This window comes from Exiguobacterium sp. s56, from assembly GCF_018618255.1.
GTDB classification, from domain to species: domain Bacteria; phylum Bacillota; class Bacilli; order Exiguobacteriales; family Exiguobacteriaceae; genus Exiguobacterium; species Exiguobacterium chiriqhucha.
This window is the reverse complement of record NZ_JACSLR010000016.1, coordinates 24,833-50,991: the sequence shown is the minus strand read 5'-3', so window position 1 is coordinate 50,991 and position 26,159 is coordinate 24,833. Positions and strand designations below refer to the sequence as shown.

Sequence of the window (26,159 nt, the reverse complement as noted above, 5' to 3'; positions counted from 1 at the left end):
GAGGTGCTTTAACAATGAAACCAACTTTCAATCCTAACAACCGTAAGCGTAAGAAAGTCCACGGATTCCGTGCACGCATGGCGACTAAAAACGGCCGCAACATTCTTGCAGCTCGCCGTCGTAAAGGCCGCAAAGCCTTGACTGTCTAATACAGATTATGAGATTGCCCGAGGAATCCTCCTTGGGCAATCTTTTTTTGTATCGTCACAGAACTCACACAAACGGACGGAAAAAGCTGATTCACTCTCGTTGAAACGAATGGGATATGGTATGATGTTAGTTGACGATTTTTGAAGCGAAGGATGGAGTGAGAATTTTGAAAAAAGAATACCGCCTGCAAAAGAATGAAGAGTTCCAAGCGGTGTTTCGTGAAGGACGCTCCGTGGCCAATCGTCAGTTTGTCGTCTACACGCAGAAAGCGGATCAAGCGCACTTCCGGGTCGGACTTTCGGTCAGCAAAAAGCTGGGAAATGCCGTGGAACGGAACCGGATGAAACGATTGATGCGTGAATCGCTTCGCTTGCTCGAACCGAACGTGGCTCCGCACAATTATGTCATCATTGCGCGCAAACCAGCGACGTCGCTTACGCAAGATGAAGTGACAGAAAGCTTGAAACACGCATTCAAACGGGCTAAAGTTTGGAAGCAGAGACAAGTCGATCGATCATAACAATCCGAGCTCGTTCTTTCATATATAACGCGAACTAATTAGGATTGACCGATAGACGTGTGATGAAACAAAAGAATCGATAAAGAAAGCGTAGGGGGAACTATGAGCAAAAAGCTAAAATTAGGATTGTTGGCTGTCATGACCGGCGTCATCATGTTGATGGCTGGCTGTGTCGACCCATCGACGATCCAAGGAGAGCCGATTACGGCTGAGACGGAAGGCTTCTGGTCGCAATACTTTGTTTGGCCACTAGCATGGTTGTTGAAAGAAGCGGCTTACTTAATTGGTGGGACGTGGCAGTACGGTTACTCGATCATCGTCGCGACGATTATCGTCCGCCTCTTGATTTTACCGCTTATGATCAAGCAGACGAAGAGTATGGGTGCGATGCAAGTGTTGCAGCCGGAAATGCTCAAGCTGCGTGAGAAGTACAGCTCGAAAGACCAAGAGACGCAACGTAAACTGCAAGAAGAAATGATGAAAATGTATCAAGAGTACCAAATCAACCCGCTCGCGGGCTGCTTGCCAATCTTGATTCAAATGCCGATTTTGTTCGCGTTCTATGATGCGATCCGTCGGACACCTGAAATCTTTGAAGCACAGTTCCTCTGGTTCGACCTCGGGGCACCAGATCCAACGTTCATCTTGCCGATTCTGGCAGCGATTTTGACGTTTGTACAGCAAAAAATCTCAATGGCGGGCCAAGAACAAAACCCACAATTGAAAATGATGCTCTACATCTTCCCAGTGATGATCTTCGTCATGTCGATCACGCTTCCAGCCGCCCTTTCGATGTACTGGGTCGTCGGTTACATCATCTCGATTATCGTGACGATGGCAATCATGCTCCCGATGCGTGAGAAGATGAAAGTTCAAGCTGAAGCGAAAATCGCTGCGAAAGAAGCAGAACGTGCCGTACTCGCAGAAGAAGAAAAAAAGGCAAAAAAGAAAAAACGTAAATAAACGCTAAGGCTGTGGATAACCAATCCACAGCCTTTTTTGTCGTTCGGGATAGATCAACCTTAAATCCGGGAATAAACAAAGCAGTGGTCGAAATCGTCGAATCAGAAAGGGGTCTTTCATATGGAGACGCTTATCAAACGGTTGGAACGGTCGACGTTCATTCAAGCGGCGCTTTACGTGGTAATCGGGTTACTCATCATCTTGTATCCGCGCATCTTTTTTGATGCGATCGTCTATTTGGTTGCGGCTTACTTTGCCATCATCGGTCTCGTCGCCATCATTCAAGGGTTGCGGCACAAACGGGACGGGCTCCCAGCCGGTTTTTTTATGGGAATCATCTATTTATTGATCGCTTTAATCGTCTTTTTCTTCGCTGAAACGTTGGCAAGTCTGCTCCCGATTTTTATCGGCGCCTTATTCTTGTTTGGTGGCATCATCCGGTTGATTCAAGCCGTCGGATTTCGCCGGACCATCGCCAATCGGTGGATGTACTTCATGCTCAGCAGTCTATTGTGGATTGGGATTGGCCTACTCATGTTGGCGAACCCGTTTGACAGCCTGCTCGTTTTGTTCCAATTGTTCGGCGGTTTTCTCATCGCCGTCGGGGTGATCGAATGGGTGCTCTATTTCACACTCCGCTCCTCGAGACGCCAGCAAGCATAAACGAAAGCCGCTCACATTAGGAGCGGCTTTTTTCACGGATGACGAGTCGGTCGAAAAACGGACGAATCAATTCGAACGCAACGGTCGTCTCGAAGAAGGGACGCTCGACTTCGAGACGGGAGATATACCATCGAGCGGCTGTCGCATGATGGTCGGGTGTCAACGCTTCATAAAAGGTCCGGATTTCAATCCGCTGTCGGGCGGCCACGTCTTTCAACCCGAGTGCGGCCCGTTCGGGTTCGTAATGAGCGGCGAGCACATAGGCGAAATGACTCATGCCTTGCCGAAGCATCTCGACGGCCCAGACATCGTTGCCGCGGTCACGGGCTTTCATATATTGGAAAAAGAACCAAATCGCATCAAACACGTGTCCGCTTAAGTCTTCATCCGACAAGGTGAGCGAACTCGAGTGATGTTGCAGTCGATGTTCCGGATCATACAGCACCGTGATTGTGTCTTGATGGTTCAACGTGTCCGCCGTCACCGTGAAGAAGTCGAGATGCAAGAAATCATCATAGACGACGATCAGTTGCGGGGCTACGATATCGATTTCGTCCTCGAGTAGAATCGGGCGATATGTGGCCAGATGGTCGCGGCGGCGCGACAAGAACTCATTCAGGCTGTCAGGGGCGACCATGACGTACAAGTCGACATCGGAATGTTCGTCCGCTTCACCACGCCCGAACGATCCTTTCAAGAAAATGGCCTGCACGTCCGTATCGGAGATGAGGCTGTCGGTCAATGTGGCGATGGCATCTTGCTGTCGCATTTCATCACGTCCTCCATGGAAATATATTCCTTTATTGTACTAAAGTAATTCACTGAAATGCAACCGTTGCTCGAGAGGTCGGACTCTTTCGTTCGAGACAAATATCGTGTATAGTAGGTGCGTTATGCATAAGATAGAGGAAGTAGTAAGAAGTATGGGAGGGAAAGATGATGCTAGAGTTTGACACGATTACGGCGATTTCGACGCCGATGGGTGAAGGGGCAATCGGAATCGTCCGCTTGTCCGGTGACCGCGCCGTCGAGACGGTGGGCCGTGTGTTTTCTGGAAAGGATTTGACGAAAGTGGAGTCACATACGATCCATTACGGAAAATTGAAACGTCCTGGCACGGACGAGGTCGTCGATGAAGTCATGGTGAGCATCATGCGCGCACCGAAGACGTTCACGCGAGAAGACGTCGTTGAAATCAATTGCCATGGAGGAATCGTCGCGGTCAATCGTGTCCTCGAACTGATTCTTGAACAACCGGACATCCGCTTGGCAGAACCGGGCGAGTTCACGAAACGCGCCTTTTTGAATGGACGGATTGATTTGTCGCAAGCCGAGGCCGTCATGGATTTGATTCGTGCCAAAACGGATCGGGCCATGAACGTCGCCATGTCACAAATGGAAGGACGCTTGTCACGGCTCGTCCGCGAGTTGCGTCAACTGTTGCTTGAGACGATTGCGGCGGTCGAGGTCAATATCGACTATCCGGAATACGACGCCGAAGAGATGACCCAGGCCATCGTCGAAGACAAGGCGGGCGAAGTGAAGCGTGTGCTCGAGCAACTGCTCGAGACGGCGCGACAAGGCAAGATTTTACGAGAAGGGCTCGCGACAGCGATTATCGGTCGACCGAACGTCGGCAAATCATCGCTCATGAACACGCTCGTACAAGAGACGAAAGCGATCGTCACGGAAATCGCCGGAACGACGCGCGATACGATTGAAGAGTATGTGAACGTCAAAGGCGTTCCGCTCAAATTGATTGATACGGCAGGAATTCGGGAGACGGAAGATATCGTCGAGCGGATCGGTGTCGAGAAATCGCGCAAGGCGCTCGCCGGGGCTGACTTGATTTTGCTCGTCTTGAACGGGCATGAAGGTCTGACTGTCGAGGATGAGGCCTTATTTGAGGCGATTGCTGGTATGAATGCGATCATCATCATCAATAAGACGGACTTGCCACAAAGTATGGATTCTTCTAAGCTGGAGAAACTAGCGGCAGGTCGCCCGATCGTGGCGACGTCTCTCTTATTAGAAGAGGGAATCGATGCATTGGAGAAGGCGATCTCGAACTTGTTCTTCGCTAAAGGCGTCGAATCACAGGATATGACATATATCTCGAACGCACGACACATTCAGCTCATCAAACGGACGATCGAACAAATCGATGAGGCGCTCGGAAGCGCCGCCATGAATTTGCCGATTGATATGGTCCAAATCGATTTACGGCGGGCGTGGGATACGCTCGGCGAAATCAACGGGGACACCGTTCAAGAAAGTTTGATTGATCAACTCTTTTCACAGTTTTGTCTTGGGAAATAATAAGGAGGAACAACTATGGCTTACACGGCAGGCGAGTTTGATGTCATCGTCATCGGAGCCGGTCATGCGGGAATCGAGGCCGCACTGGCTTCGGCGCGCATGGGCGCGAAAACGGCGATGCTCACGATGAATCCGGATATGGTCGGATTCATGTACTGCAACCCATCGATCGGTGGTCCCGCGAAAGGGATCGTCGTTCGCGAAATCGATGCCCTTGGCGGCGAAATGGCGAAGGCGATCGATGCGACGTACATTCAAATGAAGATGCTCAACACATCAAAAGGTCCAGCAGTGCGCGCATTACGGGCGCAAGCGGACAAATTCCAATACCAAAATCATATGAAGAAAGTGCTTGAAGACGAACCGAACCTATTGCTTCGTCAAGCGCTCGTCGAACGACTTCTCATCGAAGATGGGAAAGTCGCCGGCGTCGTCACGAATACTGGTTCGGAGTACCGCTCGAAAGCGGTCATCGTCACGACCGGTACGTTCATGCGCGGTCAAATCATCATCGGCGAATTGTCGTATGAGAGCGGTCCGAACAACCAGATGCCTTCGGTCGAATTGTCGAAGCATTTAGAAGAGCTCGGGCTCGAACTCGTCCGTTTCAAGACGGGGACACCGCCACGCATCGACGGGAAGACGATCGATTACTCGAAGACGGAGATTCAACCAGGGGACGACAATCCGTCGCTCTTCTCGTACACGTCGACGGACCTCGACCCGATTGAGCAAATCCCGTGCTGGCTCACGTATACGAGCGAGCGGACGCACCAATTGATTGATGAGAACTTGCATCGTTCGCCAATGTACTCAGGTGCCATCAAAGGGACGGGCCCACGTTACTGCCCATCGATTGAAGATAAAGTCGTCCGGTTCAACGATAAACCGCGTCACCAAATCTTCCTCGAGCCAGAAGGTCGTGACACGGAAGAAATTTACGTGCAAGGCTTCTCGACGAGTATGCCGGAAGACGTTCAGCATCAAATGCTCCGGACGATTCCGGGGCTTGAGAACTCAGAGATGATGCGCCCTGGATACGCGATTGAGTACGATGCGGTCGTACCGACGCAACTTTGGCCGACACTCGAGACGAAGACGGTTGGCGGATTGTTCACGGCAGGTCAAATCAATGGGACAAGCGGCTATGAAGAAGCGGCCGGACAAGGCATCATGGCCGGAATCAACGCCGCATGCCAAGTGCTCGGCAAAGAGCCGGTCATCTTGGACCGCTCACAGGCGTATATCGGCGTCTTGATTGATGATCTCGTGACGAAAGGGACGAACGAGCCATACCGCCTGCTCACATCCCGCGCCGAGTATCGCTTGCTTTTGCGCCACGACAATGCGGACCTTCGTTTGAGCGACATCGGTCACGAGGTCGGTCTATTGTCACCAGAGCGTCATGCCCACCTTGAAGACAAACGAGTCGCCATCGCGGCAGAAGTGAAGCGTCTCAACGGACTCGTCATCAAACCGTCCGCTGACGTGAACGCCGTGCTCGAAGAAGTTGGCGCGAACCCGCTCAAAGAAGCGACGCATGCCAGCATTTTGTTGAAGCGGCCAGAAGTGACGTACGCGACGCTCATGCGCTTTGCACCGGCACCGATCGAAGTGCCGTTTGAAGTGGCGGAGCAAGTCGAGATTCAAGTGAAATACGAAGGCTACATCTCGAAGCAGCTTGAGCAAGTCGAGAAGATGCGTCGGATGGAAGAAAAACGGATTCCGGAGAAACTCGATTACGATGCAATCGGTGGTCTTGCGACGGAAGCGAAACAAAAACTAAAACAAGTTCGTCCGCTCTCGATTGGACAAGCGTCACGTATTTCCGGGGTAAACCCGGCGGACGTTTCGATTCTTCTTGTCTATATCGAGCAAGGACAATACGCGACAGTGGAGTGAAACGATGAACCAATCCCAATTTATTGAGGCGCTGCAGGCAGAAGGGTTTGAATTGAGCGAGAAACAACTCGCTCAGTTCGAACTGTATTTCGAGATGCTCGTCGAGTGGAATGAGAAGATGAATTTGACGGCGATCACGGACAAGGAAGAAGTGTATTTGAAGCATTTCTATGACTCGCTCAGTGCGGCGTTCCATTTCGACTTCGCAAACGTGGATACCGTATGTGATGTCGGTGCCGGGGCTGGATTCCCGAGTTTGCCGCTCAAAATTCTATTCCCGCACCTTCACGTGACGATTATCGACTCGCTTAACAAGCGGATCACATTCTTGAACGAACTCGCGCTCGCGCTCGGGTTAGAAGGTGTGGCATTCCATCACGGACGCGCCGAAGAGTTTGGAAAAAATAAAAAATTTCGTGAGCAATTTGATGTCGTAACCGCCCGTGCGGTTGCCCGGATGACGGTGCTCGCCGAGTACTGTTTACCGCTCGCAAAAGTCGGCGGAACGTTCGTAGCGCTCAAAGCAGCGAAGGTTTCCGACGAGCTGGTCGATGCGAAAAACGCCTTGGCCGTGCTCGGTGGGAAAGTAAAAACGACACACCAGTTCCTATTGCCAGGAGAGATGAGTGAGCGTAATATCGTAATTGTAGATAAATTACGAAAAACGCCTGGGAAATATCCACGTAAAGCGGGTACCCCAGCGAAAGAGCCGCTAATCTGAGCAATAGTGTTTCACGTGAAACTAAAAGCAGATTCCGGTAGTGGAATCTGCTTATTTTTTACATAGAGGGGTGCCGACGTTGAAGAAAACATTTGCTAAACTGTTCGGAAGTCGTCCAGAAGTGGCGGTTACAGAAATCGCAGAAGTCAAACCGAATGACGCAGTTCAAGACATCGCGTTATCGTTGCTTCTCCCGAACCGTTATCAACCGCGTAAAGTATTCGAGCCGGCTAAAATCGAAGAGCTCGCTGTCACAATCGATGAACATGGTCTCCTGCAGCCAATCGTCGTCCGAAAAGCAGAAGAGGGACGCTACGAGATTATCGCTGGGGAACGCCGCTTCCGCGCCGTTAAATCGCTCGGCTGGTCGGTCATTCCGGCCATCGTCCGGGAGATGGATGACGATACGACTGCCGCTCTGGCATTGATTGAGAACTTGCAGCGCGAACAGCTCAGTCCGATTGAAGAAGCGGAGGCGTACGATCGTCTGCTCGCCATGAAAGGTCTGACACAAGACGCGCTCGCGAAGAGTCTCGGCAAGAGCCAGTCGACGATTGCCAATAAACTACGCTTGTTGAAATTGCCGAACGACGTCAAGCAATGTTTGCGCGACCGCCAAATCAATGAACGTCACGCTCGGGCGCTCTTGCCGCTCAAAGAGGAAGGACTCCAGCTCCAAGTGCTCATGGAGATTATAGAGCAGGACTTTAACGTCAAAGAGACGGAAGAACGCGTCGCCTTCTTGACGACACCGATTGAAGAAGAGAAGCGGAAACCGAAAAAGCAACGCCGTCGGACGAAAAGTTTCGCACGTGACACGCGAATCGCCCTCAATACGATCCGGGACTCGGTCAGTTTGATCGGAAAGACCGGGATTGAAGTCCAGACCGAGGAAGTCGAAGAAGACGAATTTGTTGAAATTCGAATTCGAATCCCGAAAGCACGGCCACAAAAGTGAGCCTGTGCTTTTTTTATAGCTATCAGTCAGAAGGAATGGAGGAATCATGATGGAACGGTTACCGATTAAACACATTCGTCCCAACCCGAACCAGCCCCGTAAGCAGTTCGAACCAGAAAAGCTAGACGAGCTCAGGCAATCGATTGAACGTTATGGGGTGTTGCAACCAATCGTCGTCCGTAAAGCGAGTGGGTTTTATGAAATCATCGCCGGCGAGCGCCGGTTTCAGGCTGCTCAATTGGCCGGCAAGACGGATATCCCGGCGTTGATTGTCACGGCCGACTCGGACCGCGTCATGGAACTCGCCTTGATTGAGAATATTCAACGTGCCGACTTGAACGCGATCGAAGAGGCGCTCGCCTACGAACAGTTGATGCAAACGCTCGGATTGACCCAGCAACAACTGGCCGAACGCGTCGGCAAGAGTCGGAGCCATGTGACGAACAGCTTGAGACTGCTTCGGTTACCGAGCGCGGTCCAGCATGCGGTCATGGTCGGTGAGTTGACGATGGGCCACGCCCGGGCCATCACCGGCATGAAATCGGTTCAGGCGATGGAACAGATTGCCCGTCGCGTCATCGCCGAGCAATGGACGGTCCGCCGACTCGAGCGCTATTTACAAAAGGAGCGCATTGAAAAAAAGACGCTCAAACGCTCGGACGCCGACGTGGAAGCCGTCGAGGCGGTGCTAGCGGAACGTCTTCAAATGGATGTATCGATTCGCCCGCGTCGAAAAGGGGGCGTCCTCGAGCTGAAGTATTTCTCGCAAGACGATTTGGAACATCTATTGACGTTGTTATCGCCTCAAGATTTCGATTCGTCACGAGACTGACGAAGTCGGGTGATGGCCGCCTCTTCTTGATGGAGCCGCCCGATGCGTGAGTCGAACTCGACGAACCCGTCGGTGATGAAACGGGCCAGCTCATAGACGAGGTGGAGGCGCGTGTTTTGCAAAATCATCATTTCCATGAAGCCACTTACGTTGACGACGGCTTTAATATTGTATTCGCCGACCGAAGGGAGTTCTTTTTGAACACCGGCACCGGGGGCGAGCGGTCCTTCTGAGAAGAAGATATAACCGACACTCGACAAGCGACCGAGGCAAGCGTCGATGGCGATGATGAGGGGGCGATGGAACCGTGTCTGAATCTCATGGAGCGTCTCGACAAGGTTCAGCGCATGGACCGGTTTTGTCAACGTGCCGTACACATGGATATTGCGGACAAAGCGCTCCTCAAGGAACGTGCCGACGAGCGGTCCGAGCGAGTCACCGGTGGAACGGTCGGAGCCGATACAAACGAGGACAATCGGACGATGCGTCTCCTTTGCCAACTGATCATGCAGTTGATCGGCAAAGAGCTTGGATCCACTCCGTTCGGTATGTTCGATGAAGAAAGAGTATGGTTTATGAGGTTTTAGGCGAAACGGCATGAATCTCATCCTCTCTTCTAAGCTGCCTGCGTCTAGTTGCAATTGCGGAATGAAACCGTATTATCCCATTCCCGGAACACCAAAACTTATAACGTCCGGATGTAGGGTTTGAGAAAAGTCGTTAATTATGGTTTGATGGGTTAGAATCTATAACGCTAGAGGTGACAACATGGCTTCACAAAATACAGATACAAACTTAAGCACGGTAGCCGACGAAACGATGGATAGTGTCAATCGGTTCGTCGCCTATTTCCAAGACACGGAGATGTGGATCGGTCTCGGTATCAAATTGACCGGTGTCGCACTCATCATCTTGGCACTTTATGTGGCGTCACGTATTTTGACGTCGATGGTCCAACGCGTGTTCGCACTGCGTAAAATTAAAGAGCACGATATTGTGACGCAACGGCAAAATGAGACGCTATCGAAATTGGCCCAAAACACGATTCGCTATGTGCTCGGCCTGATCATGATTTTGACGGTGCTCGGGCAGTTTGGCGTCAATATCGCCGGTTTAATCGCATCGGCCGGGGTTGCCGGTCTGGCCATCTCGTTCGGTGCGCAAAACTTGGTGAAGGACGTCATCACAGGTGCGTTCATCATCTTCGAGAACCAGTATAAGAACGGGGATTACGTCAATTTAAATCAACAAGTCGACGGTACCGTCATCGAAGTCGGGATTCGGACGACGAAGTTGAAAGGGTTGAACGGACAAGTGACGATCATCCCGAACGGACAAATCATGCAAGTGACGAACTACTCACTCGAGAACAGCGTCGCAGTCGTCGATATAGGTGTCGCGTATGAAGAAGACATGGCTAAAGTTGAGAAGGCGTTGAAAGAAATCGCCCATACGGTCGAGGAGAAGTATCACGACTTGTTCATCGAACCAATTACGCTCGCTGGTGTGCAGTCGCTCGGACCGTCGGAAGTCGTCTATCGTCTCATGGCCGAAGTTCCGCCGACACAACACTTCGCGGCCGGTCGGATTTTGCATAAAGAGTTGAAGGCCGGGCTAGATGAGCGCGGAATCGAAATCCCGTATCCGCGTACCGTCATGATGCCGCCAACCACAACGACTAAAGGAGCGCCGGAAAATGCAGGCTAAATCGTATGAGTTGAACGATTTTGTAGAAATGAAGAAACCGCATGCGTGTCAGACGAACCGCTGGCAGGTGACTCGGGTCGGAATGGATATTCGCATCAAGTGTCAAGGATGCGGGGCGAGCGTGCTCATGCCGCGTCGCGACTTTGATAAGCGATTGAAAAAAGTGCTTAAACAAGAGAACGCCGCTGAATAAGTGGCGTTCTTCTCTATGTTGCAACCGTGAGTTGCGGTTTAATCGAGGACTAACTATAATTGTGAAGGATGTGACGGTGTGGTGTACTGAACGTACCCACTCCACAGACGGATCAACATTTCCCGGGAAAGCCGGATGAGGAGGACATACAAGTGGGATTAACAGCAGGAATCGTCGGATTACCGAACGTCGGGAAATCGACATTATTTAACGCCATCACGCAAGCCGGTGTAGAAGCAGCCAACTATCCGTTCGCGACAATCGACCCGAACGTTGGGGTCGTCGAAGTGCCGGACGCACGTCTCGATCGGTTGACAGAACTCGTCAAACCGAAGAAGACCGTACCGACCGCATTTGAGTTTACAGATATCGCCGGAATCGTGAAAGGTGCGTCAAAAGGAGAAGGTCTTGGAAACAAATTCCTCGCCAACATCCGTGAAGTCGACGCGATTTGCCAAGTCGTCCGTTGCTTTGAAGACGACAACATCACGCACGTAGCAGGAAAAGTCTCACCGATTGATGACATCACGACCATCAACCTCGAATTGATTTTGGCCGACCTTGAGTTGGTCGAGAAACGCATCACGCGCGTTCAAAAAATGGTCAAGTCGAAAGATAAGGGTGCACCTCAAGAACTCGAGGCACTTGAAATCGTTCAAGCCGTCCTCGAATCGGAGCGCCCGGCTCGCGTTGCCGAGTTGACAGAAGACCAGCTTGCGATCGTCAAACACTTCCAATTGCTCACGATGAAGCCGATGCTTTACGTCGCGAACGTCAGTGAAGACGAAGTGGCGGATGCCGATCAAAACCCATACGTCCAAGCAGTTCGTGAACACGCGGCGACAGAAGAGGCGAAAGTAATCGTCATCTGTGCCCGCATCGAAGAAGAAATCTCAGAGCTCGAACCAGAAGAGCGCCTTGAGTTCTTGCAAGACCTCGGCATCGAAGAATCAGGTCTCGATCAATTGATTCGTGCCGCTTACTCGACGCTCGGTCTCGCGACTTACTTCACGGCCGGTGAGAAAGAAGTACGCGCCTGGACGTTCAAGCAAGGCATGAAAGCCCCACAATGTGCGGGCGTCATCCACTCGGACTTCGAGCGTGGATTCATCCGGGCAGAAGTCGTCTCGTATGAAGACTTGTCAGCTGCCGGCAATATGACGACGGTCAAAGAACAAGGGAAACTTCGCTCAGAAGGAAAAGAATATGTCTTCCAAGATGGCGACGTCGTCACGTTCCGTTTCAACGTTTAAGCCATTTTACGGAAACGTATTGTAAAACGAACAGAAGTTTGATAGTATATTATGACGTGAGTAAAACATTTGTTTGCTCCTTGCTCCTACAACCGGTAGGAGCCGTTAGTCCAAGAGGAGGTGAAAGATAATGCGTAAATACGAACTTCTTTACATTATCCGTCCATCAGTTGATGAGGAAGCTAAGAAAGCTTTAATCGAACGCTTCAACAACGTCATCACTGAAAACGGTGGTACTGTTGATAAAACAACAGACATGGGTAAACGTCGTCTCGCTTACGAAATCAACAAGATGCGCGAAGGACACTACGTTCTTCTCAACATCACTGCTGAGCCTAAAGCGATTCAAGAAACAGAGCGTCTCATGAAGATCTCTGATGACGTTGTCCGTCAAATGACAACTAAAGACGAGCGTTAATTCTTAACGCTTCATATTGCGAAAGGGGAGCTTTGAGATGATTAACCGAGTTGTGTTAGTTGGTCGATTGACACGCGATCCAGAAATGCGTTACACGCAGAGCGGGATTGCCGTAACTCGCTTTACTCTCGCTTGCGATCGTCCATTCACTGGACAAGATGGGAAGCGCGAGGCGGACTTTATTGATTGTGTCGTTTGGCGCAAACAAGCAGAGAACGTGGCACAATATTTGAAAAAAGGCAGCATGGCCGGCGTAGACGGTCGCCTTCAAATCAGTAGTTACGAAGGTCAAGATGGCCAACGTCGTTACCGGGCAGAAGTCGTAGCCGATAGCGTACGCTTCCTTGAACCACGCGGTGCCTCAGGGCAACGTGATACAGCACCGGCTGGAGATGTCTTCGGTGGTGGTGAGTCAAGTGGGTCAGGATGGGGCGCAGCCGCTTCTTCGACTTCATCTCAGTCCTCGAACTCAAACAAAGGTTTTGAAGCTGACCCGTTCTCGGGTGGCGGAAAAATCGACTTATCGGATGACGATCTGCCATTTTGATCGCGTCGATTCGAAAACTAAACTAAAAAGGAGGTCTTCACATGGCACGTCGTCCAGGAGGTCGTCGTCGTCGTAAAGTATGTTTCTTTACGTCGAACAACATCACCCATATCGATTATAAAGACGTAGAATTGCTCAAACGCTTCGTTTCGGAGCGTGGTAAAATTCTTCCACGTCGTGTGACTGGTACTTCAGCGAAATACCAACGTCCACTTACTGTCGCTATCAAGCGCTCACGTCAAATGGCTTTGCTTCCATACGTTGCAGAGTAATTTTTGACACACGGCTTATCCCTCGGGATAGGTCGTTTTTTGTTTTCTGAGCCGATGTAGGAGTGTAAGTGAAACGGGCGGATATGGTATGATAGAGCAGAAACCATTTAGACATCATGGGTGGAACACCACTCATTTTAGGAGGCACACATGCACAGTGGTGAAGCAATAACATCAGTGAAGAACCAGTACGCGCGTCACGCCGTTCCATATGTGATTGGAATGTTGGTCGCGTTAGGATTGGCGTTCTACAGCATTGTGGCGGCAATCACCCTGTTCGTGGGCACGCTGATTTTTTTCATCTATCAGCAAGTGACGATTCGACGAGAGCGCAAGGCATGGGAACAATACGTTCATTCCTTGTCGCATCGGATTGAAGATGTTGGGAAAGAAGCGCTCACCGGCATGCCGATCGGGATTCTCGTCTTTGACGAAGCTCGTCGCATCAGCTGGTTCAATGAACAGTCTCGACTCATCTTTGAGCTCGAGATGGAACTCGGAATCTCGATTGACTCGATTCACTCGGCGTTCACCGAATTGATTGAGGAAGAAGAGGACGAGGCGACCATCGAAGTCGGAGACCGCGTTTATCGGGTCCTCTACAATAGGGAGTATCAGACACTTTACTTGTTCGATATGACGGACGAGGCAGAGATTGAACAAAAATACTCGGAAACACAGACGGTAATCGGCGTCTTATACTTAGACAACTATGACGAGATGTCGACCGCTGTGGATGAACAGGTCCGGAGTGAAATCAATCGACGTGTGACCGTCCTCTTGAACCAATGGGCTCAAAAATACCATATCTATATGCGCCGGACGGCAGCCGACCGCTTCTTTCTCGTCATGAACGAACGGACGCTCTCTGAACTCGAGAACAACCGCTTCTCGATTCTCGATGAGGTCCGCGAGGCGACGAAAGAGCATAAGATTCCGCTCACACTCTCCATCGGGATTGGTTGCGGAGAGACGACGTTGACGGAACTCGGCAACTTGTCGCAATCGAGTCTCGATTTAGGGCTCGGACGCGGCGGTGACCAGGTCGTCGTCAAGCGTCATAACGGGAAAGTCCGCTTTTTCGGCGGCAAGACGAACCCGACCGAGAAACGGACCCGGGTTCGAGCCCGCGTCATCTCGAACTCGATGCGCGATTTGATTCGCGAGTCGAGCCGTGTCCTGATTATGGGGCATAAAAACCCCGATATGGATTCACTTGGGGCTTCGATTGGCATCATGAAACTGGCTGAATTTGTCGGTCGCGAGGCGTACGTCGTCATCCCAGCCGGCGAGACGAGTGTCGGCATCCAACGTCTCGTCAATGAAGTCGAAAACGACGAAGACCTATATAGCCGTTTTTTGACAGAGTTCGAGGCTCAACCGCTCATCGACGAACAGACGCTCCTCGTCGTCGTCGATACGCACCGACCGTCGCTCGTCATCTCACGGGACATTTTGGACCGGGCGGAACGGGTCGTCGTTATCGATCACCATCGCCGCGGCGAAGAGTTCATCGAGGATCCGGTCCTCGTCTATATGGAGCCGTACGCGTCATCGACGTGCGAACTCGTGACGGAGTTGATCGAGTATCAGGCCGGGACGCGCAAGCTATCGATTTTAGAGGCGACGTCGCTCCTCGCAGGTATGGTGGTCGACACGAAAGGATTTACTCTGCGGACGGGATCGCGGACGTTCGACGCCGCTTCCTTCCTTCGGATTCAAGGGGCAGACACCGTGCTTGTCCAACACTTCATGCGTCAAGACCTTGAATCGTATATCGAACAGTCCCATATACTCGAAAACACGGATATTTATTCCGATGGTATGGCGATCGCCGTCGCTTCGGATGATGAAGTGCATCATCAAGTGTTGATTGCCCAATCCGCTGATCAACTCCTCAATATGGAGGGTGTTAAAGCGTCGTTCGTCATCGCCATCTTGCCAGACGGCCGGACCGGCATCAGTGCTCGTTCGCTCGGCGACGTCAACGTCCAAGTCATCATGGAGATGCTGGACGGAGGCGGCCATTTGACGAATGCGGCGACGCAATTGAACGTGAGCCGGGAACAGGCGAAGACGTTATTACAAGAAGCGATTGATCATTATATGACAGATGAAACAGAGGGAGAGGATTCTGAATGAAAGTCATTTTAAAAGTAGATGTTAAAGGTCAAGGTAAAGCTGGTGACGTCAAAGACGTCGCGGACGCTTACGCGAAGAACGTACTCTTTAAAAAGAACTTGGCGGTCGAAGCGACACCGGGTAACTTGAAGGCGTTCGCCGCGAAAGAGCGACGCGCTGAAGAAGCGGCCGAAGAAGAATTGAAGCAAGCCCAACAGTTGAAGGACAAGCTCGAAAAAGAGACGATCGTCGTCAAGACGAAGTCAGGTGAAGGCGGTCGCGTCTTCGGATCGGTCACGAGCAAACAAATCGGTGAGGCGTTGAAAGGAATGGGCTACAAGATTGACAAGCGTAAAATCGAGCTTGAACACCCAATCAAAGCGCTCGGGTTCACGAAAGTGCCGGTGAAGTTGCATCATGACGTCACGGCTTCGTTAAACGTTCATGTTCAAGAAGCGTGAAGGTGAGGTAGACAACGTATGAGTGATGCGATTCAAGTCAACACCCCGCCACATAGCGTCGAAGCGGAACAAGCTGTCCTTGGGGCCGTCATCCTCGATTCTGATCGGCTGATTACGGCCTCGGAACGGGTCGACCCGGACGACTTTTATCGTGTCAGCCATCAACGGATTTTTGAGGCGATGCTGAAGATTAACGACCGCGGCGAACTCGTCGATTTGGTCACGCTCAGTTCGGAGCTTCAAGCCCAAGGCATTCTCGATGAAATCGGTGGGTTGAACTATTTGGCGGAAATCGCCGAAGCGGTTCCAGCCATCGGCAACATCGGTTATTATTTGAACGTCGTCGACCAAAAGGCGGCGCTTCGCCGCTTGATTCGGACTGCGACGAATATCGTCTCGGACGGCTATGAACGCCAAGATGAGGTCGATGCCGTCCTGTCAGACGCCGAGCGGAACATTTTAAAAGTCTCGCAACGTAAAGGGCAGTCAAGCTTCCATCCGATCGGATCGGTCTTATCGGACGCCTACTCGACGATTGAAAAACTGCACCAATCGAGCGGCGAAATCACCGGTATCGCGACCGGGTTCAGCGATCTCGACAAGATGACGGCCGGTTTCCAACGCAACGACCTCATCATCGTCGCGGCCCGTCCTTCCGTCGGGAAGACGGCCTTCGCCTTGAACATCTCGCAAAACGTGGCCGTCCGTACCGGCGAGAACGTCGCCATCTTCAGTTTGGAGATGGGTGCCGAGCAGCTCGTCATGCGGATGCTCTGTGCGGAAGGCAATATCGATGCCCAGCGTCTACGGACGGGACGGCTCGAGGCCGAGGACTGGGGGCGACTCTCGCTCGCGATGTCGTCGCTGTCACAAGCCGGTATCTATATCGATGATACGCCGGGTCTTCGCGTCAACGAGATTCGGGCGAAGTGCCGCCGCTTGAAACAAGAGCACGGCCTCGGCATGATCATGATTGACTACTTGCAGCTCATCGTCGGGAACGGCAAGCCGGGCGAGAACCGGCAACAAGAAGTCTCGGAAATCTCGCGTACGCTCAAAGCAATCGCGCGTGAGCTTCAAGTGCCGGTCATCGCCTTGTCACAGCTCTCACGTGGTGTTGAGAGCCGTCAAGACAAGCGGCCGATGATGTCGGATATCCGGGAATCCGGGGCGATTGAGCAAGATGCCGATATCGTCGCGTTCTTGTACCGGGATGACTATTACGACAAAGAGAGTGAAGACGCCAACACGATCGAGATCATCATCGCCAAGCAGCGTAACGGTCCGACGGGGACGGTCAAACTCTCGTTCCGAAAAGAATATAACAAGTTCGTCAACATGGAGACGCAAGCCTTTGCGCCACCGATGTAGGACGAATGATTCTGCCAGGCGACGTCTCATGACGTCGCCTTTTTGGTCGGTCTTTAGACCTAAACGTATCTTGATTTTGAAGAATTCCATCATTGAACGAGAAATGACACGTCAATAACGAACGAAAGGTTACAACTTAAAAATATCGTTCGGTATTAGGTTGACTTTCAACAAGAGCAAGTGTACACTTACGGATGGTTTGAATAGAACGTTTATCTACAAGGAGGATTCATTATGTCATCAGTAGTCGTAGTGGGAACGCAGTGGGGCGATGAAGGTAAAGGGAAAATCACGGACTTCTTATCGAAGCAGGCCGAGGTCGTCGCGCGTTATCAAGGGGGAGACAACGCTGGTCATACAATCGTCTTCAACGATACGAAGTATAAACTTCACTTGATTCCATCGGGGATCTTCTACTCGGACAAAACATGTGTCATCGGGAACGGGATGGTCGTCAATCCGAAATCGCTCGTCACGGAGCTCGCGTATTTGCATGAGCGCGGTGTGAGCACGGATAACCTCCGCATCTCGAACCGGGCCCACGTCATTTTGCCGTATCACCAGTTGCAAGACAAGCTCGAAGAGGACGCGAAAGGCGACGCCAAAGTCGGGACGACACTCAAAGGGATCGGTCCTTGCTACATGGACAAAGCGGCGCGCATCGGGATTCGCATCGCCGACCTGCTCGACAAAGAAGTGTTCGCCGAGAAGCTCAAGACGGTCCTCGCGATTAAAAACCGCATGTTCGTGAAGATGTACGAAGTCGATGCGATCGAATTCGATGATATCTTTGAAGAATACTATGCGTACGGCCAACAGTTCGCCAAGTACGTGTGTGATACATCGGTCGTGTTGAACAACGCGCTCGACGAAGAACAGAAAGTGCTCTTCGAAGGCGCGCAAGGTGTGTTGCTAGACATCGACCACGGGACGTACCCGTTCGTCACATCATCGAACGCGGCTTCAGGCGGCGTATCGAGCGGTGCCGGTATCGGTCCATCGAAGATCCATCACGTCGTCGGCGTCTGTAAGGCGTACACGTCACGCGTCGGAGACGGCCCGTTCCCGACCCAACTTGACGATGAGATCGGTCACACGATCCGTGAAGTCGGAAAAGAGTACGGTACGACGACAGGACGTCCGCGTCGCGTCGGTTGGTTCGACTCGGTTGTCGTCCGCCACTCGCGCCGCGTCAGCGGCATCACAGACCTTTGCCTCAACTCGATTGACGTGTTGACAGGTCTTGAGACACTCAAGATTTGTACGGCATATGAGTTCGAAGGCAAGCTCCTCGACGAGTACCCACCGAACTTCCGCGTGCTCGAACAGTGCAAGCCGGTGTTCGAAGAGCTCCCAGGCTGGACAGAAGACATCACAGGCATCCGCAAGTTCGAAGACTTGCCGGTGAACGCACAGAACTACGTCAAGCGCATCGAAGCGTTGACGGGTATCGAATTGTTGACGTTCTCGGTCGGACCGGCACGTGAGCAGACGGTCATCTTGCGTGACATTTACGAAGCATAAGACAGAGAGCCCTCGTGGCTCTCTTTTCATTTCCACGGAAATGGACCACGCTTTCTAACCTATAGAAAAAGAGTTACAATGTAGACATGTACGTTTAACGATAAGAGGAGGACTCACTGAATGGATCGTACGATTTTAGTGGTAGATGACGAACAACCAATCGCAGATATATTGAAGTTTAAGCTTGAAAAAGAAGGATACCAAGTCCACGTCGCATATGACGGGGAAGAGGCGCTCGTGAAAGTCGAAGAAGTCAAACCGGATTTGATTTTGCTCGACATCATGCTGCCGCTCAAAGACGGCATGGAAGTGTGCCGTGAAGTCCGTAAGAAGTACGACATGCCAATCATCATGTTGACGGCGAAAGACTCTGAGATCGATAAAGTGCTCGGACTTGAGCTCGGTGCCGACGATTACGTCACAAAGCCGTTCAGCTCACGCGAGCTTTTGGCCCGCGTCAAGGCGAACATGCGCCGTCACGCAACGGCTCCGGCCCCAGAGACGAAAGGTGCCAACGACAACGATATCGTGATCGGTGATTTGACGATTCATCCGGATTCGTACATGGTCACGAAACGGGAAGAGAAAATCGAATTGACACACCGTGAGTTCGAGCTCATCCATTACCTCGCCCAAAACATCGGGCAAGTCATGACGCGGGAGCATTTGCTCCAGACGGTATGGGGCTATGACTACTTCGGCGATGTCCGTACGGTCGACGTGACAGTCCGCCGATTGCGTGAGAAAGTCGAAGACAATCCATCGACGCCGACGTATATCATCACGCGCCGTGGTGTCGGGTACTATTTAAAAGCAGGAGAAGAAGACTAAACGATGAAACGGACGAACTTCTTTAAATCTATCCAGTGGAAGCTCGTCGTCATCTATGCGCTGCTCATTCTTGTTGCGATGCAAGTCATCGGAGTGTACTTCGTACGCTCCCTCGAACGACAATACATCAACAACTTCTCGCAGTCGCTCGTCGATCGAGCCAACCTTCTGAGCTATAACGTCAGTGAAGGGATCGCATCGAACGGTGGTGACTCGACCTCGGACCAGCAGTTGAACCAGGTACTGGATCAACTGCTGTCTGAGTTTACGGAGAGCACGACGCTAGCTGACGACATTCGCGAAGTCCAGATTATCGACACGAACAGTGTCGTCCGGGCGACGTCGAACCCGAACAACCAGAGTCTCGTCGGACAACGGACGGCGAACTCGTTCATTCAAAAATCATTTGCGACGAGCGGGGCGCAAGAGACGCTCGTCTATGAAGACTCGAACGAACGCATGCGCGTCGTCGCCGTTCCGGTCAAATCAGAAGTCGATGGGACGACGACCGGTATGATTTATATCGAGGCGTCGATGCAGTCCATCTACAATCAGATGGAACAAGTGACCCGAATCCTCGCGACCGGGACGCTCATCGCCCTCATCATCACGTCGATTCTTGGGATTTTGCTGTCACGGACGATTACGCGACCGATTGCGGATATGCGTCGTCAAGCCGTCGAGATGCGAAAAGGGAACTTCTCGCGAAAAGTTAAAGTCTATTCCGACGACGAGGTCGGCCAACTCGCTTATTCGTTCAACGAATTGACCGATGAGCTGATGGAGGCGAATGCCACGACCGAGGCTGAGCGACGCCGCTTGACGAGCGTCCTCGAGAACATGTCGGATGGGGTCGTCGCGACGGACCGCTCGCTCCGGGTTATCTTGATGAACGACCAGGCCCGTGACATGATTGGGCTCGCCGAAGAAGAGGCGATGGGTGCGAACCTACAGAACCTGCTCGAGTTTGACGATGAGATCGTCATCCCGGAAGACGGGACGATGCCGCCGAAACTGATCGACCTCAGTACGGACGAAGAGCTGTTCCTCGTCCGCGCCTACTTCTCGCCGATTCAAAAGCATAGCGGACCGATCACCGGTCTGATCGTCGTCTTGCACGACGTGACCGAGCAAGAACAAGTCGAGCAAGACCGCCGTGAGTTCGTCGCGAACGTCAGCCACGAGCTGCGGACGCCGCTCACGACGATGCGGAGTTACCTCGAAGTGCTCGCGGAAGGCGCATATAAGGACGACGAGCTCGCCCCGCGCTTCCTCGAGACGACACAAAACGAGACGGAGCGGATGATCCGCCTCGTCAACGACTTGTTGCAACTGTCGAAGATGGACAGCAAAGAGTATACGATGCAAAAAGTGAAGTTCGATTTTATCCAGTTCTTCAACGATATCATCGAGCGACATGAGATGACGAAAGGTGAGACGATTCAGTTCCGCCGTAAGCTCATGAAGCGTCGCGTATACGTCCATGCCGATCAAGACAAGATGACGCAGGTCATCGATAACATCATCACGAACGCCGTCAAGTTCTCGCCGGAAGGTGGGACGATCACGTTCCGGACGATGCTCCGTGCCAAACGGCTCGTCATCGGCATTAAAGATGAAGGAGTCGGTATCCCGAAATCGAACTTGAAAAAAATCTTTGAACGGTTCTATCGGGTCGATAAGGCCCGGGCCCGCAATATCGGTGGGACCGGACTCGGTCTATCAATCGCCAAAGAAGTCGTTTCCGCCCATGGCGGCGACATCTGGGCCGAGAGTGAGTTCGGACGTGGGACGACGATTTACTTCACCATCCCGTTCGATACGATCGTGGAGGTGAATGACTGATGGAACGACCACGCTTCTTGGCGAAGCCAGAACTAGTGAAATCGCTCGTCTTGCTCACCTTGATCGTCACGTCCATCGTCCAAACGGTCATCCTTTGGGATTACCATCCGAAGTATCAGTCGGTCCAATCGGAGACGCAAGTCGCGACGGTGGATGAGTCGTTGCAGCGCCAGGCGCGTCAAGTCATCGTGCCGGCCCAAACGGTCGTCCATGAGAATAACGCCGTCTTTGCCACGAAGAACACGCCGAAGCAGATCATGCGCGTCATCCGGGAATCGTTCGAAGCGAGCGAGTTCAAACCACTCGCCGTCAAGAACGTCCCGAGTTTGTATGCGGGCGTCGACGAGGCCGTCGAACTGATTTTACCGGAAGCGTATTATGCGGACACGCTCAGCTACATGCTCCCGGGCTCATACAGCCTGTCCGGGAAAGTGCCGCAGCGCGCCCTCATCTTCATGAAGGACGACACGTGGCGCATCCGTACCATCATGAGCGACCAGTCGCTCTGGGAAGGCCGCTTGTCGAAAGTCGGCCAAGGGGACGTCAACAGCCTGTTCTTGAAAGATTCGGACCGGGCGATGCGACGTGTCACGTACACGGATGAACGCGTTAACTATATCCCGGTCGTCGGACCAGAGATGAATGAGCTGTTCGCCTATGACGTATCTCAAATTCAAATCTCGGCGCGCCTCGACTGGATGCGCGATACGTTCTTCCCGGGTGACCCGAACGTGCAGGAAGTCGATCCGGCCAGCTCTGTTGGCGCCCTCACGAACGGGGTTAGCGTCGCCGAGTACGATGCGAACCTGAACGCGAGCCGCTACCGTAACTTGTCGCGCAATAGCACGGAACAAGAGTCGGTCATCGGGCTCGACACGATCGTCGAGTTCGTCAACTTCCACGGAGGTTGGGTCGATGAGACGTCGGAGAGCCAAGGGTTGTCGCTTCGCTTCGATGCGATTACCCCGGCCAATCAAGGGTTTGAGACGACCGTGTTCCGGTTTCACGTGAACGGTTTCCCGGTGTTCAGTCAACGGGAGGCGTTCATCAACAACGACGCCGTCGATTTGTCGACGCTGCGTGTCGAGAACGACGGGACGCAAGTCCGATCGATCACCCGGCACCATCTCGAAATCGATCGTTTGATCTCGGTCGGGACGACGCAGCTCGCGGATGGACAAGATGTGGTTGATACGCTCGTCAACGCAGGACGATTTGAAAACGTGACCGAGATTCGTCTCGGCTATGAGATTGAATACAATGAAGACACGAGCCGTTACGTCACGTTCTCCCCGAACTGGTTCGTTCGGGAAGCCGGAAGATGGATTCCATTCGATCAACCGGAGGACTGGACAGAAAGGATGATGTATCGTGGACTGGAGTAAAGCGAAAACGATTCTCCTCTTCGCCTTCCTCGCGCTGAACATCTACCTGTTGTTCCAGCTCTTGACGGAAACGTGGGCGACGGAGGTCGTGACGAACGACAATACGTCAATCGCGCAAATCTTGGACCAGCGCAACGTCGATGCGTCGAAGTTGCCACGGATGGGTCGGGACATCGGCTATTTGACGGGATCGTCGGAACAGATGTCGGCCTCGATGATCACGCAGAATCGGGAAGCCCAACTGGCGACGACACTCGACAACATGCAGCTCGAAGTCGAGCTCAAACAGCCCGTCCCACTCGATCAAAACGATTTGCGGACGACCGCGGCGACGTTCGTCTCAGAGTACGTCCCGTTCGGTTCCGAATATGCGTACTGGCGATATGACGCCGAGACGCGTCAAGTCGCTTTCGTACAGATGTATGAAAATAATAAAATTTTCTCGAACCCCGAAATCAACGGGGAGACGGAACAGTACATCGGTCCGTCGCTTTTATTGCTTCAACTGAACGAAGCGTTCGAAGTGACCGACTATAAACAACGTCATTTGACGAACTTGTCCTCGAAGTCGCAAGACGATCTCGTTTTGACGGCGAGCGAGGCGATCTCGCAACTCGCGGCCCGGAAATACTTCCAGCCGAATCAAGAGATGCGAGCCATCAATACAGGCTTCTATAGCCTGCCGCTCGACAGTTCCGGCAGCCTGATTATCATGCCGCCGCTCTGGGCGATCACGATTGACGAGGACGCCTACTTCGTCAATGCGATTGACGGGACCGTCGAACGGGTCGAATTTGATTCAGAAGAATGAAAGGAGTGATCGAGTGACTTTACGCTATAGTGTGCTTGCGAGCGGTTCGACCGGAAACGCCCTCTACATTGAGACGGAACGGGCGAAATTGCTCGTCGACGCCGGATTGACCGGGAAGGCGATGCAACAACGCATCACCGAAATCGGCCGATCGTTTGACGGTATCGATGCACTGCTCGTCACGCATGAGCACTCCGACCATATTAAAGGTGTCGGGATTCTCGCTCGAAAGTACAATTTACCGATTTACGCGAACGCGAAGACGTGGGACGCGATGGAATCCTTGATTGGGAAGGTCGACCCGGCCTTGAAGTTTCACTTTGAGGTAGGCGAGATTAAACAGTTCGGGGATATCGAGATCGAGTCGTTCAACGTCAGCCATGACGCGGCCGACCCGATGTTCTACCAGTTCGCCCATGACGGCAGACGCCTCGCCCATATCACCGACACGGGTTATGTGTCCGACCGGATGAAAGGTGTCATCCGCGGGGCCGATGACTTTATTTTCGAATCGAACCACGACGTCTCGATGCTCCAGATGGGACGTTACCCGTGGAGCGTCAAGCGCCGGATACTCGGGGACTACGGTCACGTCTCGAACGAAGACGCGGCCATCGCGATGAGCGAGGTCATCGGGGATCAGACGAAACGGATTTATTTGGCTCACCTCAGTAAAGATAACAACATGAAAGAGCTCGCTCAAATGAGCGTCTCGCAAACACTCGGGACGCGTGATGTCGACCTCGGTCGCATCAAATTGTGCGATACCGACCCATCGACCCCCACTTCGCTCGTTTCTTTATAAGCGAACTTGGGAAAAGACAGATAACACACTGTCTTGAAGGGGGGACGCGTCGTGAATGAAGAGAGACACCATGAGTATGAACCTCAAGACGTCGAACCTTTAGAGCACGAAGCAGATACAATGAACGATGTAAAACCGACGTACCCATCTCGTAGCGAGTGGCGCCCGAAGCAAGAAGAACATGTGCGCCATAAGCCACGAGTGAATTTAAAACCGTTGTTACTCGGAGGGGTTGGCGGATTCTTAGGAGCGGCTTTGTTCTTTTTGGCGATGATGCTCTGGGATTCCCCAACCTCTCGTTTTGTGACGAATGAACTGATTCGGACGGAACAAGCCGTCACCGTCACGGAATCTGACATCACGAGCGCTGTGACGGGCGCTAAGACGTCCGTCGTCAGCATTACGAACATCCAGCGGGCGTTCACCTCGGACTCGCAGTGGGAGGCCGGAGCGGGCTCTGGTGTCATCTATAAGGTCGACGGCGACACGGCGTATATCGTCACGAACTTCCATGTCATCGAAGAAGCGGATGAGATCAACGTCGCGTTCGCCGACGGACAAGTTGCTGCGGCGACCATTCTCGGTGAAGACCCGCTCAACGATTTGGCCGTTGCCTCGGTCGAGCTACCGGCCAATATCGATGTCGCCCCGATCACGCTCGGGGACTCGACCGTGCTTCAGGCGGGCGAGACCGTCATGGCGATCGGGAATCCGCTCGGCGTCTTTTCAAACTCGGTCACCCGTGGTATCGTCAGTGGTGTCGAACGCACCGTACCGGTCGACACGAACAGTGACGGTCTCATGGATTATAACGCCGAGGTCATCCAGACCGATGCCGCCATCAACCCGGGGAACTCCGGCGGGGCACTCATCAACATCCGCGGCGAGCTCGTCGGCATCAACTCGATGAAAATCGCCGAGGCGAGCGTCGAAGGGGTCGGCTTCTCGATTCCCGTCAACGTCGCGTTGCCGGTCATCGATATGCTCGAGCGGGATGGGAAAGTGACACGGGCCCAGCTCGGTGTCACGATTCAAGAAGTCATCGCCGTACCGGGTAACGTCCGGGAAGAATACGGCATCAGCTTTGATAACGAAGACGGGGTGTTCGTCGAGGCAATTACGCCCGGCAGTCCAGCCGAAGAGGCGGGCCTCCGCGTCGGTGACGTCATCGTCAAAATCGGCGACCGCGACATCAAACGTTACGTCGATTTGCGAGACGCCCTGTACCGAGACGCCACGGTTGGGGATAAGGTCACGATTGAATATACGCGACGCGGCAAGGCAGGCAAGACCGAGGCCACATTAACTGAAGCAACCTAAAGGAGCGGCGACGCTTCTTTTTTAAGGAGGAAACATTGTGGAAAAAAAAGTATGCAAGGAACATGTTGAAATCGCTTTAGATATTATTGTCGATGAGACGGGGGAATACCCGTTGCTCGAAGAACTATCCACAAGTGGACAAGTGACATGTGAGTTCTGCGATGCCGACGCAACATATGTTGTGTCAAGCAAAAAATGATTATCAACATGTGGATTTGTGGATAACTCTGTGGATAACCCTATGGATAACTCCAAAAAAACTGTGGA

28 protein-coding genes are annotated in these 26,159 nt (G+C 52.4%); 26 read left to right on the top strand and 2 right to left on the bottom strand.

Features of this window, described 5'->3' with window-relative positions:
• Positions 1-14: 14 nt before the first annotated feature.
• The 4 genes from rpmH to KNP71_RS13575 all read left to right on the top strand — a co-directional run bounded on the left by rpmH (position 15) and on the right by KNP71_RS13575 (position 2,296).
• Positions 15-149 carry a 50S ribosomal protein L34 gene (gene rpmH / locus KNP71_RS13590; protein WP_015880216.1) on the top strand — a complete coding sequence of 45 codons (135 nt, stop codon included), beginning with the start codon at positions 15-17 and terminating at the stop codon, positions 147-149.
• A 167-nt stretch (positions 150-316) separates the two neighbouring features.
• Positions 317-670: a ribonuclease P protein component gene (gene rnpA / locus KNP71_RS13585; protein ID WP_021067848.1), complete on the top strand. Its 354-nt coding sequence runs from the start codon at positions 317-319 to the stop codon at positions 668-670.
• Positions 671-772: 102 nt separating this feature from the next.
• Positions 773-1,633 carry a membrane protein insertase YidC gene (gene yidC / locus KNP71_RS13580; RefSeq protein ID WP_021067849.1) on the top strand — a complete coding sequence of 287 codons (861 nt, stop codon included), beginning with the start codon at positions 773-775 and terminating at the stop codon, positions 1,631-1,633.
• 120 nt (positions 1,634-1,753) lie between these two features.
• Positions 1,754-2,296: an HdeD family acid-resistance protein gene (locus tag KNP71_RS13575; RefSeq protein WP_131472089.1), complete on the top strand. Its 543-nt coding sequence runs from the start codon at positions 1,754-1,756 to the stop codon at positions 2,294-2,296.
• Between the two features lie 16 nt (positions 2,297-2,312).
• Here KNP71_RS13575 and KNP71_RS13570 read toward each other — a convergent pair whose 3' ends face one another.
• The gene (locus KNP71_RS13570; protein ID WP_214830901.1) at positions 2,313-3,065 is read right to left on the bottom strand and encodes a nucleotidyltransferase domain-containing protein; all 753 of its coding nucleotides are present in this window, start codon (positions 3,063-3,065) and stop codon (positions 2,313-2,315) included.
• A 170-nt stretch (positions 3,066-3,235) separates the two neighbouring features.
• Between KNP71_RS13570 and mnmE the strand changes: the two genes are divergently transcribed.
• From mnmE to KNP71_RS13545, 5 genes are all read left to right on the top strand, one after another.
• Positions 3,236-4,615: a tRNA uridine-5-carboxymethylaminomethyl(34) synthesis GTPase MnmE gene (mnmE, locus tag KNP71_RS13565; RefSeq protein ID WP_021067853.1), complete on the top strand. Its 1,380-nt coding sequence runs from the start codon at positions 3,236-3,238 to the stop codon at positions 4,613-4,615.
• A gap of 15 nt (positions 4,616-4,630) precedes the next feature.
• A complete protein-coding gene (mnmG, locus tag KNP71_RS13560) occupies positions 4,631-6,517 on the top strand; it encodes a tRNA uridine-5-carboxymethylaminomethyl(34) synthesis enzyme MnmG (RefSeq protein WP_214830900.1) in 1,887 nt (628 codons plus the stop codon).
• Between the two features lie 4 nt (positions 6,518-6,521).
• Positions 6,522-7,238 (top strand): 16S rRNA (guanine(527)-N(7))-methyltransferase RsmG, encoded by a 717-nt coding sequence (gene rsmG / locus KNP71_RS13555; protein WP_021067855.1) that lies wholly within the window; start codon positions 6,522-6,524, stop codon positions 7,236-7,238.
• Positions 7,239-7,317: 79 nt separating this feature from the next.
• Positions 7,318-8,196 carry a nucleoid occlusion protein gene (gene noc, locus KNP71_RS13550; protein WP_021067856.1) on the top strand — a complete coding sequence of 293 codons (879 nt, stop codon included), beginning with the start codon at positions 7,318-7,320 and terminating at the stop codon, positions 8,194-8,196.
• Positions 8,197-8,245: 49 nt separating this feature from the next.
• Complete coding sequence (locus KNP71_RS13545; RefSeq protein WP_029596439.1) at positions 8,246-9,028, top strand: ParB/RepB/Spo0J family partition protein; 783 nt, start codon at positions 8,246-8,248, stop codon at positions 9,026-9,028.
• Here the strand turns inward: KNP71_RS13545 and yyaC are convergent.
• A complete protein-coding gene (gene yyaC / locus KNP71_RS13540; protein ID WP_021067858.1) occupies positions 9,001-9,627 on the bottom strand; it encodes a spore protease YyaC in 627 nt (208 codons plus the stop codon). The genes KNP71_RS13545 and yyaC overlap by 28 nt on opposite strands.
• Before the next feature lie 169 nt (positions 9,628-9,796).
• On the opposite strand from yyaC, the gene KNP71_RS13535 reads away from it, so the two are divergent.
• The 17 genes from KNP71_RS13535 (at position 9,797) to KNP71_RS13455 (ending at position 26,091) form a co-directional block, all read left to right on the top strand.
• Positions 9,797-10,735 (top strand): mechanosensitive ion channel family protein, encoded by a 939-nt coding sequence (locus tag KNP71_RS13535; protein WP_021067859.1) that lies wholly within the window; start codon positions 9,797-9,799, stop codon positions 10,733-10,735.
• Positions 10,725-10,928 (top strand): DUF951 domain-containing protein, encoded by a 204-nt coding sequence (locus KNP71_RS13530; protein WP_016509068.1) that lies wholly within the window; start codon positions 10,725-10,727, stop codon positions 10,926-10,928. The genes KNP71_RS13535 and KNP71_RS13530 overlap by 11 nt, the downstream gene beginning before the upstream one ends.
• Before the next feature lie 152 nt (positions 10,929-11,080).
• Complete coding sequence (gene ychF, locus KNP71_RS13525) at positions 11,081-12,181, top strand: redox-regulated ATPase YchF (RefSeq protein WP_029596437.1); 1,101 nt, start codon at positions 11,081-11,083, stop codon at positions 12,179-12,181.
• A gap of 130 nt (positions 12,182-12,311) precedes the next feature.
• Entirely contained in the window at positions 12,312-12,599 is a 288-nt protein-coding gene (gene rpsF / locus KNP71_RS13520; protein ID WP_021067861.1) for a 30S ribosomal protein S6, read from the top strand.
• Between the two features lie 37 nt (positions 12,600-12,636).
• Positions 12,637-13,146: a single-stranded DNA-binding protein gene (gene ssb, locus KNP71_RS13515; RefSeq protein WP_021067862.1), complete on the top strand. Its 510-nt coding sequence runs from the start codon at positions 12,637-12,639 to the stop codon at positions 13,144-13,146.
• A 41-nt stretch (positions 13,147-13,187) separates the two neighbouring features.
• Positions 13,188-13,418: a 30S ribosomal protein S18 gene (rpsR, locus tag KNP71_RS13510; protein ID WP_015880232.1), complete on the top strand. Its 231-nt coding sequence runs from the start codon at positions 13,188-13,190 to the stop codon at positions 13,416-13,418.
• A 150-nt stretch (positions 13,419-13,568) separates the two neighbouring features.
• Positions 13,569-15,560 carry a DHH family phosphoesterase gene (locus KNP71_RS13505; protein WP_021067863.1) on the top strand — a complete coding sequence of 664 codons (1,992 nt, stop codon included), beginning with the start codon at positions 13,569-13,571 and terminating at the stop codon, positions 15,558-15,560.
• Complete coding sequence (gene rplI / locus KNP71_RS13500) at positions 15,557-16,000, top strand: 50S ribosomal protein L9 (RefSeq protein WP_021067864.1); 444 nt, start codon at positions 15,557-15,559, stop codon at positions 15,998-16,000. Before KNP71_RS13505 ends, rplI begins: the two co-directional genes overlap by 4 nt.
• A gap of 18 nt (positions 16,001-16,018) precedes the next feature.
• Entirely contained in the window at positions 16,019-17,371 is a 1,353-nt protein-coding gene (gene dnaB / locus KNP71_RS13495) for a replicative DNA helicase (RefSeq protein WP_021067865.1), read from the top strand.
• Positions 17,372-17,605: 234 nt separating this feature from the next.
• The gene (locus tag KNP71_RS13490; protein WP_021067866.1) at positions 17,606-18,895 is read left to right on the top strand and encodes an adenylosuccinate synthase; all 1,290 of its coding nucleotides are present in this window, start codon (positions 17,606-17,608) and stop codon (positions 18,893-18,895) included.
• 120 nt (positions 18,896-19,015) lie between these two features.
• Positions 19,016-19,726, top strand: a complete 711-nt coding sequence (gene yycF / locus KNP71_RS13485; RefSeq protein ID WP_021067867.1) for a response regulator YycF — start codon at positions 19,016-19,018, stop codon at positions 19,724-19,726.
• A gap of 3 nt (positions 19,727-19,729) precedes the next feature.
• Positions 19,730-21,571: a cell wall metabolism sensor histidine kinase WalK gene (walK, locus tag KNP71_RS13480; RefSeq protein WP_021067868.1), complete on the top strand. Its 1,842-nt coding sequence runs from the start codon at positions 19,730-19,732 to the stop codon at positions 21,569-21,571.
• Complete coding sequence (gene yycH, locus KNP71_RS13475; protein ID WP_029596436.1) at positions 21,571-22,956, top strand: two-component system activity regulator YycH; 1,386 nt, start codon at positions 21,571-21,573, stop codon at positions 22,954-22,956. Before walK ends, yycH begins: the two co-directional genes overlap by 1 nt.
• Entirely contained in the window at positions 22,943-23,767 is an 825-nt protein-coding gene (locus tag KNP71_RS13470) for a two-component system regulatory protein YycI (protein WP_214828486.1), read from the top strand. Before yycH ends, KNP71_RS13470 begins: the two co-directional genes overlap by 14 nt.
• 13 nt (positions 23,768-23,780) lie before the next feature.
• Positions 23,781-24,572 (top strand): MBL fold metallo-hydrolase, encoded by a 792-nt coding sequence (locus tag KNP71_RS13465; protein WP_021067871.1) that lies wholly within the window; start codon positions 23,781-23,783, stop codon positions 24,570-24,572.
• A 51-nt stretch (positions 24,573-24,623) separates the two neighbouring features.
• Entirely contained in the window at positions 24,624-25,892 is a 1,269-nt protein-coding gene (locus KNP71_RS13460) for a S1C family serine protease (RefSeq protein ID WP_214830898.1), read from the top strand.
• A gap of 37 nt (positions 25,893-25,929) precedes the next feature.
• Positions 25,930-26,091 carry a CxxH/CxxC protein gene (locus tag KNP71_RS13455; RefSeq protein WP_021067873.1) on the top strand — a complete coding sequence of 54 codons (162 nt, stop codon included), beginning with the start codon at positions 25,930-25,932 and terminating at the stop codon, positions 26,089-26,091.
• Positions 26,092-26,159: the final 68 nt, after the last annotated feature.

Coding starts and splice junctions, on each gene's coding strand:
- rpmH (WP_015880216.1), top strand. CDS start 15: ATGAAACCAACTTTCAATCCTAACAACCGTAAGCGTAAGAAAGTCCAC.
- yidC (WP_021067849.1), top strand. CDS start 773: ATGAGCAAAAAGCTAAAATTAGGATTGTTGGCTGTCATGACCGGCGTC.
- KNP71_RS13575 (WP_131472089.1), top strand. CDS start 1,754: ATGGAGACGCTTATCAAACGGTTGGAACGGTCGACGTTCATTCAAGCG.
- KNP71_RS13570 (WP_214830901.1), bottom strand. CDS start 3,065: ATGCGACAGCAAGATGCCATCGCCACATTGACCGACAGCCTCATCTCC.
- mnmE (WP_021067853.1), top strand. CDS start 3,236: ATGCTAGAGTTTGACACGATTACGGCGATTTCGACGCCGATGGGTGAA.
- mnmG (WP_214830900.1), top strand. CDS start 4,631: ATGGCTTACACGGCAGGCGAGTTTGATGTCATCGTCATCGGAGCCGGT.
- rsmG (WP_021067855.1), top strand. CDS start 6,522: ATGAACCAATCCCAATTTATTGAGGCGCTGCAGGCAGAAGGGTTTGAA.
- KNP71_RS13545 (WP_029596439.1), top strand. CDS start 8,246: ATGGAACGGTTACCGATTAAACACATTCGTCCCAACCCGAACCAGCCC.
- yyaC (WP_021067858.1), bottom strand. CDS start 9,627: ATGCCGTTTCGCCTAAAACCTCATAAACCATACTCTTTCTTCATCGAA.
- KNP71_RS13535 (WP_021067859.1), top strand. CDS start 9,797: ATGGCTTCACAAAATACAGATACAAACTTAAGCACGGTAGCCGACGAA.
- KNP71_RS13530 (WP_016509068.1), top strand. CDS start 10,725: ATGCAGGCTAAATCGTATGAGTTGAACGATTTTGTAGAAATGAAGAAA.
- rpsF (WP_021067861.1), top strand. CDS start 12,312: ATGCGTAAATACGAACTTCTTTACATTATCCGTCCATCAGTTGATGAG.
- ssb (WP_021067862.1), top strand. CDS start 12,637: ATGATTAACCGAGTTGTGTTAGTTGGTCGATTGACACGCGATCCAGAA.
- rpsR (WP_015880232.1), top strand. CDS start 13,188: ATGGCACGTCGTCCAGGAGGTCGTCGTCGTCGTAAAGTATGTTTCTTT.
- KNP71_RS13505 (WP_021067863.1), top strand. CDS start 13,569: ATGCACAGTGGTGAAGCAATAACATCAGTGAAGAACCAGTACGCGCGT.
- rplI (WP_021067864.1), top strand. CDS start 15,557: ATGAAAGTCATTTTAAAAGTAGATGTTAAAGGTCAAGGTAAAGCTGGT.
- dnaB (WP_021067865.1), top strand. CDS start 16,019: ATGAGTGATGCGATTCAAGTCAACACCCCGCCACATAGCGTCGAAGCG.
- KNP71_RS13490 (WP_021067866.1), top strand. CDS start 17,606: ATGTCATCAGTAGTCGTAGTGGGAACGCAGTGGGGCGATGAAGGTAAA.
- yycF (WP_021067867.1), top strand. CDS start 19,016: ATGGATCGTACGATTTTAGTGGTAGATGACGAACAACCAATCGCAGAT.
- walK (WP_021067868.1), top strand. CDS start 19,730: ATGAAACGGACGAACTTCTTTAAATCTATCCAGTGGAAGCTCGTCGTC.
- yycH (WP_029596436.1), top strand. CDS start 21,571: ATGGAACGACCACGCTTCTTGGCGAAGCCAGAACTAGTGAAATCGCTC.